The 13,965-nt window shown below is 44.8% G+C and carries 4 protein-coding genes and 6 pseudogenes; 7 read left to right on the forward strand and 3 right to left on the reverse strand.

What is annotated here, in order from left to right; all coding sequences use genetic code 11:
- Positions 1-12 precede the first annotated feature (12 nt).
- Positions 13-1,014 carry a substrate-binding domain-containing protein gene (locus AC0L66_RS22740; protein WP_265676999.1) on the forward strand — a complete coding sequence of 334 codons (1,002 nt, stop codon included), beginning with the start codon at positions 13-15 and terminating at the stop codon, positions 1,012-1,014.
- A gap of 160 nt (positions 1,015-1,174) precedes the next feature.
- On the opposite strand, the gene AC0L66_RS22745 is transcribed toward AC0L66_RS22740, so the two are convergent.
- Entirely contained in the window at positions 1,175-2,317 is a 1,143-nt protein-coding gene (locus AC0L66_RS22745) for an iron-containing alcohol dehydrogenase (protein WP_473569521.1), read from the reverse strand.
- A 183-nt stretch (positions 2,318-2,500) separates the two neighbouring features.
- Positions 2,501-3,109 (reverse strand): hypothetical protein, encoded by a 609-nt coding sequence (locus AC0L66_RS22750; RefSeq protein WP_265676997.1) that lies wholly within the window; start codon positions 3,107-3,109, stop codon positions 2,501-2,503.
- A 519-nt stretch (positions 3,110-3,628) separates the two neighbouring features.
- Between AC0L66_RS22750 and AC0L66_RS22755 the strand changes: the two are divergent.
- A pseudogene (locus AC0L66_RS22755) lies at positions 3,629-5,208 on the forward strand (BCCT family transporter).
- 622 nt (positions 5,209-5,830) lie between these two features.
- Positions 5,831-8,146, forward strand: a pseudogene (locus AC0L66_RS22760) (chitinase C-terminal domain-containing protein); the annotation flags it as partial.
- A 172-nt stretch (positions 8,147-8,318) separates the two neighbouring features.
- Here the strand turns inward: AC0L66_RS22760 and glgC are convergent.
- Positions 8,319-9,538: pseudogene (glgC, locus tag AC0L66_RS22765) on the reverse strand (glucose-1-phosphate adenylyltransferase).
- A 373-nt stretch (positions 9,539-9,911) separates the two neighbouring features.
- Between glgC and AC0L66_RS22770 the strand changes: the two are divergent.
- The 4 genes and pseudogenes from AC0L66_RS22770 to AC0L66_RS22785 all read left to right on the forward strand — a co-directional run bounded on the left by AC0L66_RS22770 (position 9,912) and on the right by AC0L66_RS22785 (position 13,917).
- A pseudogene (locus AC0L66_RS22770) lies at positions 9,912-10,606 on the forward strand (outer membrane lipoprotein-sorting protein).
- 52 nt (positions 10,607-10,658) lie between these two features.
- Entirely contained in the window at positions 10,659-11,900 is a 1,242-nt protein-coding gene (locus AC0L66_RS22775; protein ID WP_473569523.1) for an ABC transporter permease, read from the forward strand.
- A pseudogene (locus AC0L66_RS22780) lies at positions 11,890-13,126 on the forward strand (ABC transporter permease). The gene AC0L66_RS22775 and the pseudogene AC0L66_RS22780 overlap by 11 nt, the downstream one beginning before the upstream one ends.
- Positions 13,127-13,223: 97 nt before the next feature.
- Positions 13,224-13,917, forward strand: a pseudogene (locus AC0L66_RS22785) (ABC transporter ATP-binding protein).
- Positions 13,918-13,965: the final 48 nt, after the last annotated feature.

Raw genomic sequence — 13,965 nt, forward strand, 5'->3', positions numbered from 1 at the left:
GATGTAGGCTAAATGGCTTCGATGAAGGATATTGCAAGGCATGCAGGGGTTTCAACCTCGACGGTTAGCCATGTCATCAATAAAACGCGATTTGTTAGCGAAGAGATATCAGAGCGCGTGAATAAGGTGGCAAAAGAGCTAAACTATGCGCCATCTGCGCTTGCCCGAAGTTTGAAAATGAATCGAACAAGAACGATAGGCATGTTGGTGACAACGTCGACGAACCCTTTCTTTGGTGAAGTTGTAAAAGGCGTTGAGCGCAGCTGTTATCAAGAAAACTACAATCTTATCCTCTGTAATACAGAGGGGGATACTGAGCGAATGCGTGCATCCATTGATACCTTGATGCAAAAACGCGTCGATGGCTTAATACTGATGTGCTCCACCTTAGAAGGGGAGAAAATCGATATTTTCCAGCAATATCCGACGATTCCAGTGGTAGTGATGGATTGGGGCCCTATTCACTTTGAAAGTGATAAAATTCAAGACAATTCATTTTTTGGTGGTTACCTTGCCACCAAGCATTTAATCGAGTCTGGTCATCAGGAAATTGGTTGTATCACAGGGCCGTTAAATAGACAGCAAGCACAAATGCGTTTCGATGGTTACAAAAAAGCCCTTGAGGAAGCCGATCTTGAGCTAAATTCAGACTGGGTTGTGGAAGCAGACTTTGAGTGTGAAGGTGGTGCGCAGGCGCTTAATACACTCGTCGAGCGCGGTCGTTTGCCAACAGCATTATTTGTTTGTAATGATATGATGGCCATGGGTGTTATTAATGTCGCCGACCGACGGAATATCCAAATTCCTGATGAGCTATCCATTATCGGTTACGATGATATTCATATTGCTAAATTTATGACACCGTCATTAACAACGATCCATCAACCTAAGTATCGTTTAGGGAAAGCGGCGGTAGAAACGCTACTCGATAAAATAGAGAAGCGTGTTGAGCGGCCTGATCTCATTCAACTAGAGCCAACGTTGGTAAAACGTGAAAGTGTAAAATCACGCTAGCGCAGCGGTATAGGTCATCGTTTTATTGACGATATGGCGATGTCACACCACTGACGAGATAAAAAGGCGTTAAATAGAGCTCCTCTGAAGCTTCCGTTTAACGCCTTTTTCGTATCTAGAGCTAAAGCACTAACATTTGTCGGTTAAGTGCAGTGTTAGACTACAGTGCGTTTGCTAATATGGTACGAGTGACATCAAGGGTAATGCCTTTATTTTCACCCATTTCGAGGTAGCCGTTCTGTTTTAGCTTAGCAATAATCTGCTCAATAGCGTCACTTTTATCTCCAGGTACTTCTGACAACACGAGATCGACATTTAACCCCTGGTAGAAGCTCTCAATGGCGACGATGGTATGTTCTGCTAATGACGGAGTATCGGCTAATCCAAAGACATTTCGCCCCATTTGCTCTAGTTTCGCTCGTTTTGCTTCAATTTGAGCACGAAGTAAAGAAGGTTGAACAATGGCGAGAGAGCGCGCATGGTCGACGTGCCATAAGGCGGTTAATTCATGGCCAATCATATGAGTCGCCCAGTCTTGAGGCATACCAGCGCCTATGAGACCGTTGAGTGATTGATTGGCTGTCCACATTAGGTTTTCACGCCAAGCGTCATCTTGCTGTTCAAATTGACGTCCGAGCACGAGAAGATTTTTAAGCAGCACTTCCGCATAGCCATCTTGAACCATATTGCCCGTTGGGTAGGTGATGTATTGTTCACAGACATGAACCCACGCATCAACCAGTCCATTAATGAGTTGCCTTTCCGGCAGTGTTTTCATTGCACTCGGATCAAGAACAGCAAAAGCCGGTCGAACTGCAGGCGACATAAAGCCGAGTTTTTCATTCGTGGATCGTTTGGTGACTACTGCCCCCATGTTGGATTCCGACCCAGTGGCCGGAAGCGTTAGAATAGCGCCAAGTGGGATGGCGGTTTCAACGGTATATTTGCCCGTCACGAGATCCCAGCTGTCACCGTCATGCAGCGCTGCTGCGGCAATGTATTTAGCGCCATCAATGACAGAACCACCGCCAACCGCGACAATGAAATCAATGCACTCAGATTTCGCTATCGCGATCGCTTTATCTAAGGTTTCTTTGGTTGGGTTAGCTTCAATGCCCGAAAACTCCATCCAGCGATGATCGCTAAGTGCGGCGACAACCTGTTCATAAACGCCGTTCTTTTTTATCGACCCGCCGCCATAAACAACGAGCACATTGGCGTCGCTTGGTACATTAGTGGCTAACGCACTGATTTGTCCAACCCCAAAATGAATGACCGTGGTATTAACGTAGCTAAATTTCATGAAATTGCCCCTTTTGACTCAAAGTACTATGCCGAGACACCGATGTTGATGCCCAGAGAAAGCTGATGCATAGAGCAGCTAACGCATAGATAAGTGATAGGTTTAGTGTATAGGATGGGTTAATACTATGGTGGGGGTGTATTTTTGGGGTTCAAGGGAAACCCCAAAAATAGTTAAAAATGATTAGCTACAAGTCGGCGGTTTTCCAGCGATTTGGCGCTCTTGTTGCAATTCTTTATGCAAAGATTTCAGCTGCGTTTTTGCTTCTTGAGTAGAGCTAACAGATTGGCTTAATTTGATGAAGCGGTTGACCGCATTATCGACCCCTTGTGAGTTGTCTCTGTCGTAGTCAATCAGCGCTTGCATGGCAACGCCTGCTTCTTGATAAGATTGCTGGGAAGCCTGTTCTGCCGCCAATGCTGAGCGAAATGCGGAGTCATATTGACAAGCAATCAGAGCGTTAACTGAGGCGTCTATATCCGGACCGAAATCAAGTGTCGGCTTAGGCTTTGTAGCTTGTTGCGCCGCTTGTTTTGCTTCTTCTTTTTGGTCCTTTGAGTAGCCATCAACAGCTCCTGCTGTGCCGCCTGCTAAAGCGCCAGCAGTGACATTTCGGCTGAGACGATACGTATTCACTTCTCCGTCAACAATAAGGTCGGTGAGTGCACCTAGCATTCCTGCAGACACCGCACCGACAGCTGCGCCTTCTGCGGCACCTTGTGTCGTATTGGCACTGCAGCCAAACAGAAAAGTAGACAAAATAGTGATGGCAATGATGGAAGGTTTCTTCATGGCATAATTCCTAGGTAACTTATTGTTATTGAAAATCTTGTCATTAAAAATTGTACTATTGACCAAGTATAGGGCAACTGTTTTTTGTTCGATCCATTTATAATCGCATCAGAGGTATTTTTGTGATCTGACATCACGCGGATTGGCCAGCAACTTCGAAAGGTATAGGTGCGAATTATGGAAAGGGTGGGGCGTGTCTTTTTTGGTGAATACTATAACGGATGGGTATGGAACTTTCGTATAAAGCTTACTCCCCCCGTAAGTTTTATACTCGTAATGGTGATCCATGTTTCGATAAAAATACCATAAAGGAAATTACTTAGAGTACGTAACGATTTTTTGTGCTTGTATATGAGTATATACCAGGTTTTTTACTCTGGAATAGGTTGGATTTGAACCATTTTTTAACATGTGTTAGCATTTGCGCCGAATTATTAATTAGAGCTCTAAATAAATGGAGGGCGGTTTTTTTGTTTTCTCATTTGAGTAAAACAAGTAGGAAGCGTATTAGTTGTATTTATGGAAAAAGCATTAAAGAAATATAGTATTGAGACGACGGACTATCAGGTCGGTCAGGACAATGTACAAAAATGGGGGTTTGATATTCATAACCCAGTATTCGGGACAAGCGCCGCACTGGTCATCCTATGTCTACTTTCACTTCTCATCGTTGAACCTTCCACAGCGCTTAGCGCGTTAAACAGTGTTAAAAATGGCATCATCCAAGACTTCGACGTCTTCTTCATGTGGGTGACCAACTTCTTTATATTTTTTGCTTTAGCATTGCTGGTTTCACCATTAGGAAAAATTCGCATTGGTGGGAAGGAAGCTAAATCAGAACATTCCACGATTTCTTGGCTCGCGATGTTATTCGCAGCTGGCATGGGTATCGGCCTACTCTTTTGGGGGTAGCAGAACCTACCGCTTATTTCACCGACTGGTGGGGCACCCCACTGAATGTTGAACCTAATACGGAAGCAGCAAAGTCACTTGCTATGGGCGCGACATTATTCCACTGGGGTTTTCATGGCTGGAGTATCTACGCCATTGTTGCGCTATCTCTAGCCTTCTTTACTTATAACAAAGGATTGCCGCTCTCCATTCGCTCTGCGTTCTATCCCGTTTTTGGTGATCGCGCGTGGGGTTGGTTAGGGCATATCATTGATATTATGGCGGTGCTTGCCACATTATTTGGTCTGGCAACTTCTCTTGGGTTAGGCGCTCAGCAAGCGACAAGTGGCATTAACTACGTATTTGGCCTAAATGGTGGAATTGGGATGCAACTTGGTGTCATTGTGTTTGTCACAATGATCGCTGTTGTTTCCGTTATTCGTGGTATTGATGGCGGGGTGAAGGTACTTAGTAACGTTAACATGATCTTAGCGTTTTTATTGTTGGTGTTTGTGACCGCTGTTAGCTTTGACGTCGCTCTGTCTTCTCTTTGGACGACGACGGCCGGGTATTTAGGCAATATTGTTGAGCTGAGTATTCCTCATGGTCGTGATGATACCGTTTGGATGCATGGTTGGACGGTATTTTACTGGGCTTGGTGGATTTCATGGTCACCATTTGTTGGGATGTTTATCGCGCGTGTCTCTAAAGGTCGTACGGTTAGAGAGTTTCTGTTGGCGGTTATTTGTATTCCAACCGTGGTCACTGTGATTTGGATGTCGGTATTTGGTGGTATCGCGATTGATCAAGTCATGAACAATATTGGTGAACTCGGCGCGACAGGACTCACGGACATTTCACTGACTTTGTTTCACGTGTACGACGCTCTGCCATATGGTGAAGTACTTTCAGTGATTTCAATTGTACTGATTTTGGTCTTCTTTATTACCTCATCAGATTCGGGTTCCTTGGTCATCGACAGTATAACGGCTGGTGGCAAAATTGATGCACCAGTACCGCAACGGATTTTTTGGGCTTGTATTGAAGGCGCAATTGCGGGTGTCATGTTGTGGATTGGCGGTAAAGAAGCATTACAAGCATTGCAATCCGGCGTTGTGGCTACCGCGCTTCCGTTCGTGTTTGTATTACTGCTGATGTGTTTTAGCTTGATAAAGGGCTTAAGGACGGAACTGCCTGAATATCGATAATAATGAGTTTGTTGTCATAGATTAAATCAGAGGAGCCAGTAGGCTCCTTTTTTCGGTTGAAGAATGTGAAAACCAAATTAATAACACAATCATTACCTTGGTGCATCATTATGGGTTAATTGATTGATTTCATTTGTGTTGAGTGAGGTGTCTGATGTGCTGAGAAAATAGTCCAAGCATTGACGACAGATTGTTTTAATAGCATGAGTAAAGGAGAGAATAGTCCCATTAAGTAAACATATTTTGGTGATTTATCGTAATTGATAAATGCATTATCGATGCAAAATAAGTGGTGTCGGTTTACATAGATTACGCATTTAATTGCGAGTCAAACGGGTTTTTTTGCCTACAAAACTCTCAATAAGAACGAAAAACGCACACTTTATTTTCTTCAAAGCTAAAGTGGATTTGGTTAATGTAAATGCCTTGTTAACAATCCTATTGCGCTTTAGGGATCGATAGCGATGGCAGAACCAGCACTAGACACTATCTAAGGAGAGAATGGTAATGGAATTCACTAATAGTATTAAACGTACGAGAAAGTGGGGAAAAGTCAGTATTTTAGCGGCTATCTGCTCGACTTCCTTCCACATGCAAGCGAATGCGGTACCTAGTAGCAAACTCGGAATGTCGTCCGGATGGGCTCTATAAAACAGCGGGTATCGATGTGCCATATTGTACAGCGTATGATACTGAAGGGCGGGAAATTATGGGGGCGGATCACCCTAGACGTGTCATTGGTTACTTTACCAGTTGGCGTTCAGGCGATGACCCTCAATCCTCCTATTTAGTGAATGACATTCCTTGGGAGCAATTGACCCATATTAACTATGCATTTGTCAGTATTGGGTCTGATGGCAAGGTTAATGTTGGTGACGTTAACGATCCTAGCAATCCAGCAGTAAATAAAGAATGGCCAGGTGTAGAGGTCGACCCGGCTCTAGGTTTTAAAGGTCACTTTGGCGCTCTAGCAACCGCGAAAAAGAAACATGGCGTGAAAACACTGATCTCGATTGGTGGCTGGGCAGAGACTGGTGGTCATTTTGCCGCAGATGGTAGCCGAGTTGCTGATGGTGGATTTTATACCATGACGACGAATGCGGACGGGTCGATTAACCAACAGGGTATTGAGACCTTTGCGACTTCAGCCGTAGAAATGATGCGAACCTACCAGTTCGACGGGCTAGACATTGATTATGAGTACCCTACATCAATGGCAGGAGCAGGCAATCCAGATGATGTGGCTTTCTCGGAATCTCGACGTGCCTATTTAATGAACTCTTATCACGTGTTGATGAAAGTACTCCGTGAAAAATTGGATGCAGCTAGTGCGCAAGACGGCATTCACTATATGTTGACCATTGCAGCGCCATCCTCCGGCTATTTGTTGAGAGGAATGGAAACCATGGCCGTAACCAAGTATTTGGATTACGTCAACATCATGTCTTACGATTTACACGGCGCTTGGAATGATCATGTGGGTCATAATGCTGCCTTATATGATACGGGCAAAGATTCAGAGTTGGCTCAGTGGAATGTATATGGAACGGCTGCCTATGGTGGTATTGGGTATTTAAACACCGATTGGGCTTACCACTATTTCCGCGGTTCAATGCCAGCGGGTCGAATTAATATTGGCGTACCTTATTACACACGTGGTTGGCAAAATGTTACTGGCGGCACGGATGGACTTTGGGGGCGTGCACCGTTACCTAATCAAGCAGAATGTGCGGCTGGTACAGGTGAAGGTGAGAAGAACAATTGTGGCTATGGGGCATTAGGCATAGACAACATGTGGCACGATAAGGATGCCAATGGTGTCGAAATGGGGGCAGGTTCTAACCCTATGTGGCATGCAAAGAACTTAGAAAAAGGCATTATGGGTTCTTATGCAACCGCATACGGTTTAGATCCGGTTAATGATCCTGATGATGCTTTGTTTGGGAATTATACTCGTCACTATGACAGTGTCGCTGTCGCGCCATGGCTATGGAACGCAGATAAAAAAGTGTTCCTGTCGACAGAGGATGTTGATTCAATCAATGCCAAAGCGAACTACGTCATTGACAAAGAAATTGGTGGCATCATGTTCTGGGAGCTAGCGGGCGACTATAATTGCTACATCTTTGACGCAAACGGAAATCGTGGCGCGATCGATCTTACTGAACAAGCCTGTGCGTCGGGTAATGGTGAATACCATATGGGTAATAGCATGACTAAGGCAATGTACGATAAATTCCTTAGTGCGACACCTTATGGAAATAGCGTTGCCACTGGCGTAATACCAACGGAAGCGGTAGATATTTCTGTTTCCATTGGTGGCTTCAAAGTCGGTGACCAAAACTATCCAATCAATCCTAAAGTAACCTTTACCAATAACACAGGCAGCGATATACCGGGTGGCACTGAATTCCAATTCGATATTCCTGTATCTGCGCCGGATAACGCAAAAGATCAGTCTGGTGGAGGTCTTCAAGTCATTGCCTCTGGACATACACGAGCAAATAATATCGGTGGGCTTGATGGGCCGATGCACCGCGTGGCCTTTACGCTACCAAGTTGGAAAAACTTACCCGCTGGTGCGACGTATGAGCTAGATATGGTTTACTACTTACCTATTTCTGGCCCAGCCAACTATACGGTTAACGTGAATGGTGTGGATTATGCGTTTGCATTTGAACAACCAGATTTACCACTAGGTGATTTGACGACTGGTGGTGGTAATAACGGTGGCGGTAATGGCGGAACGCCGGGCACGTGTAGCTCTACGGGGGTTAACGCTTACCCTAACTTCCCGCAAACGGATTGGCAAGGAAACCCGAGTCATGCCAGTGGTGGAGATCAGATGAGTCACAATGGGGTGGTGTACAAAGCAAAATGGTGGACCAATTCTGTACCTGGCAGTGATGGTAGTTGGGAAGAAGTGTGTACTTTGTAATACAGAGCGACGCATGACGTAACATATATCATGTGAAATGAAATTAACGAATAAGCCCGCCTGACTCTATTGCTCTGGCGGGCTTTGTGTTAGACGGGCGTTCCAATAAATATAAATGGGTTTAAATCGGCTTAAATAGATATAAGTCGGCTTAAATAGATATAAGTCGATATTAGGAAAATTGGTAGCCTTCTGGAACGACCACAATACCTTTACTGGAAATAGTAAATCGAGCCGCATCTTCGACTGGGTTCTGACCAATAACCGTGCCATCGGGGATGAGGACATGCTTGTCAATAATGCACCCCTGAAGTTGGCACTGCTCACCGACGCTCACATCATCAAATAGAATGCTATCGGCAACGGTGGCACCATCATTAATTCTGACATTCGACGACAATACTGAACGGTGCACCGAGCCCCCTGAGTTCACTACACCGTTTGAAATAATGGAGTTGATGAAAATACCTTCGTTGCCTGTTGCGGAGGAGACGGTTCGAGCGGGTGGCAGTTGTGGCTCATAAGTTCGTATTCCCCAGTTTTTTTGGTACAAATTCATGGGGGGAACGGGCTCAAGTAAATCCATGTTTGCTTCATAAAATGAGTCGATTGTGCCGACATCTCGCCAGTAGCAGTCTTTTGCGACTCGACCTGTCTCTTCCCCAAAATGGTAGGCGTAGACTCCTGAACTATCAATGAGTTTAGGGATTAAGTCATGACCAAAATCGTGGCTAGAGGATTCTAATTCCGCATCTTGATGAAGCGCATCTTGCAGTGTTTTCATAGTAAAGACATAAATGCCCATCGACACTAAAGACTTGGATGGGTCACTGAGCATCGACGCGGGATCATCGGGTTTTTCTTTAAAATTAATTACTTGTTGCTTGTCATTGGTTTCAATAACACCGAAGGCGGAGGCTTCTTCTCTTGGTACATCCATGCAAGCGATGGTCAGTTCGGCGCCAGTTTGCTTATGAGCATCAATCATCGCGGCATAATCCATGCGGTAGATGTGATCGCCAGATAGCACAACGACATGTTCGGCCTCACTACGCGATAGTAACCACATGTTGTGATAGATAGCATCAGCCGTGCCTTCATACCATTTTCCTCCTTTACGCATTTGCGGAGGAACGACGGTGATGAACTCTTTGAGTTCAGGGTTGAATATCGACCAACCATCTCGAATGTGTTTATGAAGGGAGTGTGACTTATATTGAGTCAGTACCAATATTTGTCTTAGTCCAGAATGGAGACAATTGGTTAGGGTGAAATCAATAATTCGATATTTTCCGCCGAATGGCACCAGCTCGGTTTTGCTCGGTCATCGGTAAGGGGGCTAAGGCGTGACCCCATTCCGCCTGCGAGAACGATCGTGAGAATATCTTGCATGTTGACTCTCCTGTTTGGTGCACGAGTGATTGACTATGGAGTTAATCTTACAAGAATTGAGCCAGTAATTAAGTAACTGATTGTTGGTTGATATTCATGATTTCATTCAGTGTTTGCACCATATTGAACTGGGGTGGAATGCGCCTGCACTTATGTGGTGCGAACGTTGTCGAGATACAGGGCGACACACAATTCTGGTGGTATTAAAAACAGGTAGTGGCGATGATCACAACTATTACCATATGAAATTGCTATAGTTTACACAATGTAATGCGACGACTATTTTGGCGCGATGACGATATAGAGGTAAGTATCGATGAGGTTGATGGCTCATATCCTATTTTTGGCTTTTTATTTGCCTAGCACTGCGCTAATGGCTCAAACCCCAACTGAGATAATCGAGCAATCTGATCAATCTATGCGCGGTGATGCCAGTTATTCAGAACTCACGATGAGGATCATTCGACCAGAGTGGACGCGTAGTATGAGCATGAAGAGCTGGACTAAAAATCAGGCCTTGTCACTAGTGTTAGTGACTGCGCTTAAGCAAAGGATAAGGGCTCAGCGTCGCTAAAACGTGATCGCGAAATGTGGAACTGGATTCCAAACATCGAGCGAGTAATTAAAATAGCCCCTTCAATGCTGGGGCAATCTTGGATGGGATCGGATTTTACCAACGACGATCTCATCAACCAATCGTCAATTGTGGTGGACTATACCCATGAGCTAGTGGGTGAAGAAAGTTTCGATGGTGTGAATACGTGGGTGATTGATGCGGTCGCTAAGCCTGATGCACCTGTTGTCTGGAGCAAAGTGAGGCTTTGGATCTCACAAACCTCTTATTTACAGCGCAAAGCGGAATTTTATGATGAGTTTGATGAAAAAGTCAGCACGATGCAGAGTTTTGATGTTAAGACGTTAGGTAATCGAATGGTTGCGACACGTATGGAAATGGTACCCGCGGATAAACCAGGTCATAAGACCGAATTGATTACCCATGCAGCACAATTTGATTTTGCTATTGAAGACGGCTTTTTCTCACAAAGCCAAATGAAAACCTTGCGATAATCGTTGTCACTTAGGCCGTGGTTGATGCGAAACAGTAACAAAAGGGGACTCAATGCTGGTTAAGCTTGCATGGCGTAATCTATGGCGACAAAAAAGAAGAACGATATTGACGGCTGCTGCACTCGCGCTCGCGCTTTGCCTGTCTTTGCTGACGCGCAGCTTTCAGGAAGGGAGTTATAATGCCAATATCGATAACGCAGCACGTTTTTATACTGGGTTGATTCAGTTACAAGATCCTGATTACGCAGACAATGCGAGTATTGATGATCTATTGTCCGCTAACTTGGATGATTTTGCTTACCTTAAGTCTGAACCATCCATCGAATATATCCTACCAAGGTTGGAAAGTGTCGCATTGGCAGCGGCGGGTGAACGTTCAAAAGGGGTTATGGTGTTGGGTGTAAACCCCGAACTGGAAGATCGTTACTCTGGCGTGAGTGAAAAGGTTTCTCAAGGACGTTTTCGTTTTGATAGTGACTCCCTAAAAGGTAGCAGTGTACTCATTGGTGAAGGGCTGGCCAAATATCTACGATTAGAGGTGGGTGACGAAATAATATTGTATGGTCAAGGCTACCAAGGTCAGACAGCTTCGGGTCTTTACACTGTAAATGGCTTGCTCAAATTTCCGGTTATGAGTTTGGATAATCAACTTGTTTATATGCCAATAAGTGAGGCGCAACGATTATACAGTACTGGAAACCAGCTCACATCTTGGGTTTTACACACAAAAACACTTAGCGATGTTGAATCAGTAGAGGCTTCATTATCTCGCCATTTTGCCGATGGGATTCGAGTGAGAGATTGGAAAGATCTTTCACCAGAAATGGCACAGCAAATAGAACTGGATCGAGCGGGCGGTATTTTTCTCATCTACTTACTTTATGGCATTGTCGGTTTTGGATTGTTTGCGACGGTCATGATGATGACATTAGAGCGCCAACGAGAGTTTGGGGTCATGTTAGCGGTAGGCATGAGTCGAGGAAAGTTGGTGTCTTTGTTATTTATTGAATCAAGCTTTATTTGTATTTTAGGGATTGCGCTTGGGGTTGCACTCGCAATGCCGATTCTGGGTTATTTCTATTTTAATCCTATTCATATCACTGGCGAAGCTGCCAAGGTCATGCTAGAAGCTGGGTTTGAACCGATTCTTCCCGTCTATCTGAACTTAGGTTTGTTTATCAATCAAGCGTTTGCAGTCACACTTATGTTACTGATGTGCCTAATAGGTCCGACTTGGAAGGTGCTACGTCTTAATTTGGTCAGTGCGCTAAAAGGGGGCGATCATGATCATTAAACTGGCGTGGCGAAACCTTTGGAGAAATAAATTACGAACCAGCATCATGCTTGGGGCAATGGTGTTTGGTTTGACTCGGTGTAATGACTATGATGGGCTTTATGAATGGGCTTGTTGATAACATGGTACACAATGCTATTGCGTGGCAAACCAGTCACTTACAGATTCAGAATAAGCAGTTTAAAGAAAATGCGGACATTAATGCGTATGTCATCGACGCTCAAGAAATAGCGGCACAGTTAGATAATCAGCCCGACGTGTTGAAATGGAGCTCACGCTTTCTAGTTGACGGAATGATTGCGTCTGCTCGCAGTACTCGTGGGGTGAGAATTGTTGGCGTTGATGATGAGATAGAAGCGGATTTTACTCCGCTGTCCCAGCATATTATTGATGGGACGTGGTTTGATGGATTAGGACGACACCCTATCTTGGTATCACAAAAGAACGCAGAACGATTAAAATTAAGAGTGGGATCTAAAGTGGTGTTGACGTTGACGGACCAAGGCGGTGAAGTCACGGGCGCCGCATTTCGTGTTAAAGGCATTTTCAAAACGCCTTCAACGAGCTATGACGAAGGTACCGTTTTAGTCCAGAAGTCGGACATTCAGACCATTACTCATCTGCCTCAAGTCCATGAATTTTCTATTTTGGCCGCCGCTGAAATGGGAGCAGAGAGTCGACTATCTATTACCACACTCGTCACCGAGATCAATGCGGATTTACCCCCAGAGAATGAAGCTCGTGCATGGTTTGATATACAGCCACTGCTTGCGTCGATGATGGGAACGATGCAAGTGAGTAATCAAGTGATGCTGGCTGTTTTTGTCGTTGCAATGGGGTTTGGCATTATCAATATTATGTTGATGTCAGTGTTTGAACGCACGCAAGAATTTGGTGTATTGATGGCCGTAGGTATGCCTAAAGCTAAGATTTTTTTACTTATTATGTATGAGACAGTATTTTTGGGCTGCGTGGGGGCGGTGTTGGGCGTAGTAAGCAGTGCATTTGTTATTGGGGTGCTGAACGTCACTGGAATTTCCCTTGGCTCACATTCAGATGGCCTTGGTGTATATGGCGTAGACACCGTTTTGTATCCTCAAGTCAGTGCAGAGCAATACGGAATGGTACTTGTAATGGTTCTGTGCGCGGCGAGCGTTTCTGCGTTGTATCCAGCAAGGCAAATTTTGAAGCAGCGACCTGTGGAAGCGATGGCCGAGAGAAATTAGTCATGAGATGTCTTAAGGAACGAATTGGATTTTGCGTATGACTTTTCAAGCTATGGTGTGGAACGTCATGTTTTATCGAGCAGTGGGTATGTAACTTATGACAATATCAATGAGCGCTTTGACTAAGATTTATAACGCGGATAGCGAATTTCCCGTCCATGCCGTGCAAGAGTTGTCTCTGACGATCGAACAGGGTGAGTTTGTCGCAATTATGGGGCCTTCCGGCTCAGGAAAAACCACCATACTTAACATGATAGGCGGTATTGATGAGCCGACATCAGGCCAGGTAGTCATTGATGGGCAAGATATTGTTAGGTTATCTGAGAAGCAACGTATTGCATTTCGACGTGATCATATTGGTTTCATTTTTCAAGACTACAGCTTGCTACCGAGTATTGACGGCTATGGAGAATGTAGAGTTTGTTATGCAGTTACAAGGTGTAGAGGAGGGAGAATGTCGTCAACGTGCCAATGAATTACTGGATCAGGTTGGACTATCCAATCAAAAGCATAAACGTCCAGCCAAGATGTCAGGAGGGCAGCAGCAACGAGTGGCCGTTGCGCGTGCGCTTGCGTCAAAGCCCCGTTTTGTGATGGCAGATGAGCCCACCGCCAACCTTGATGCAAAAAGTACCAGTGAGTTGCTGGATATTATGCAAAAGCTTAATGAGGGCGAAGGGACGACATTTATTTTTTCGACGCATGATCCTCGAGTCATTAAAAGAGCAAAACGAGTGATTGTGTTTGAAGATGGGCAGTTAGTGTCGGACATTGCTCAAAGTGGTCAATAATAGCTTATGAACTCCCCAACAGTAATGTGCTTTGCAACTTCCACGTGC

This window comes from Vibrio sp. GJ43-1, assembly GCF_055808835.1.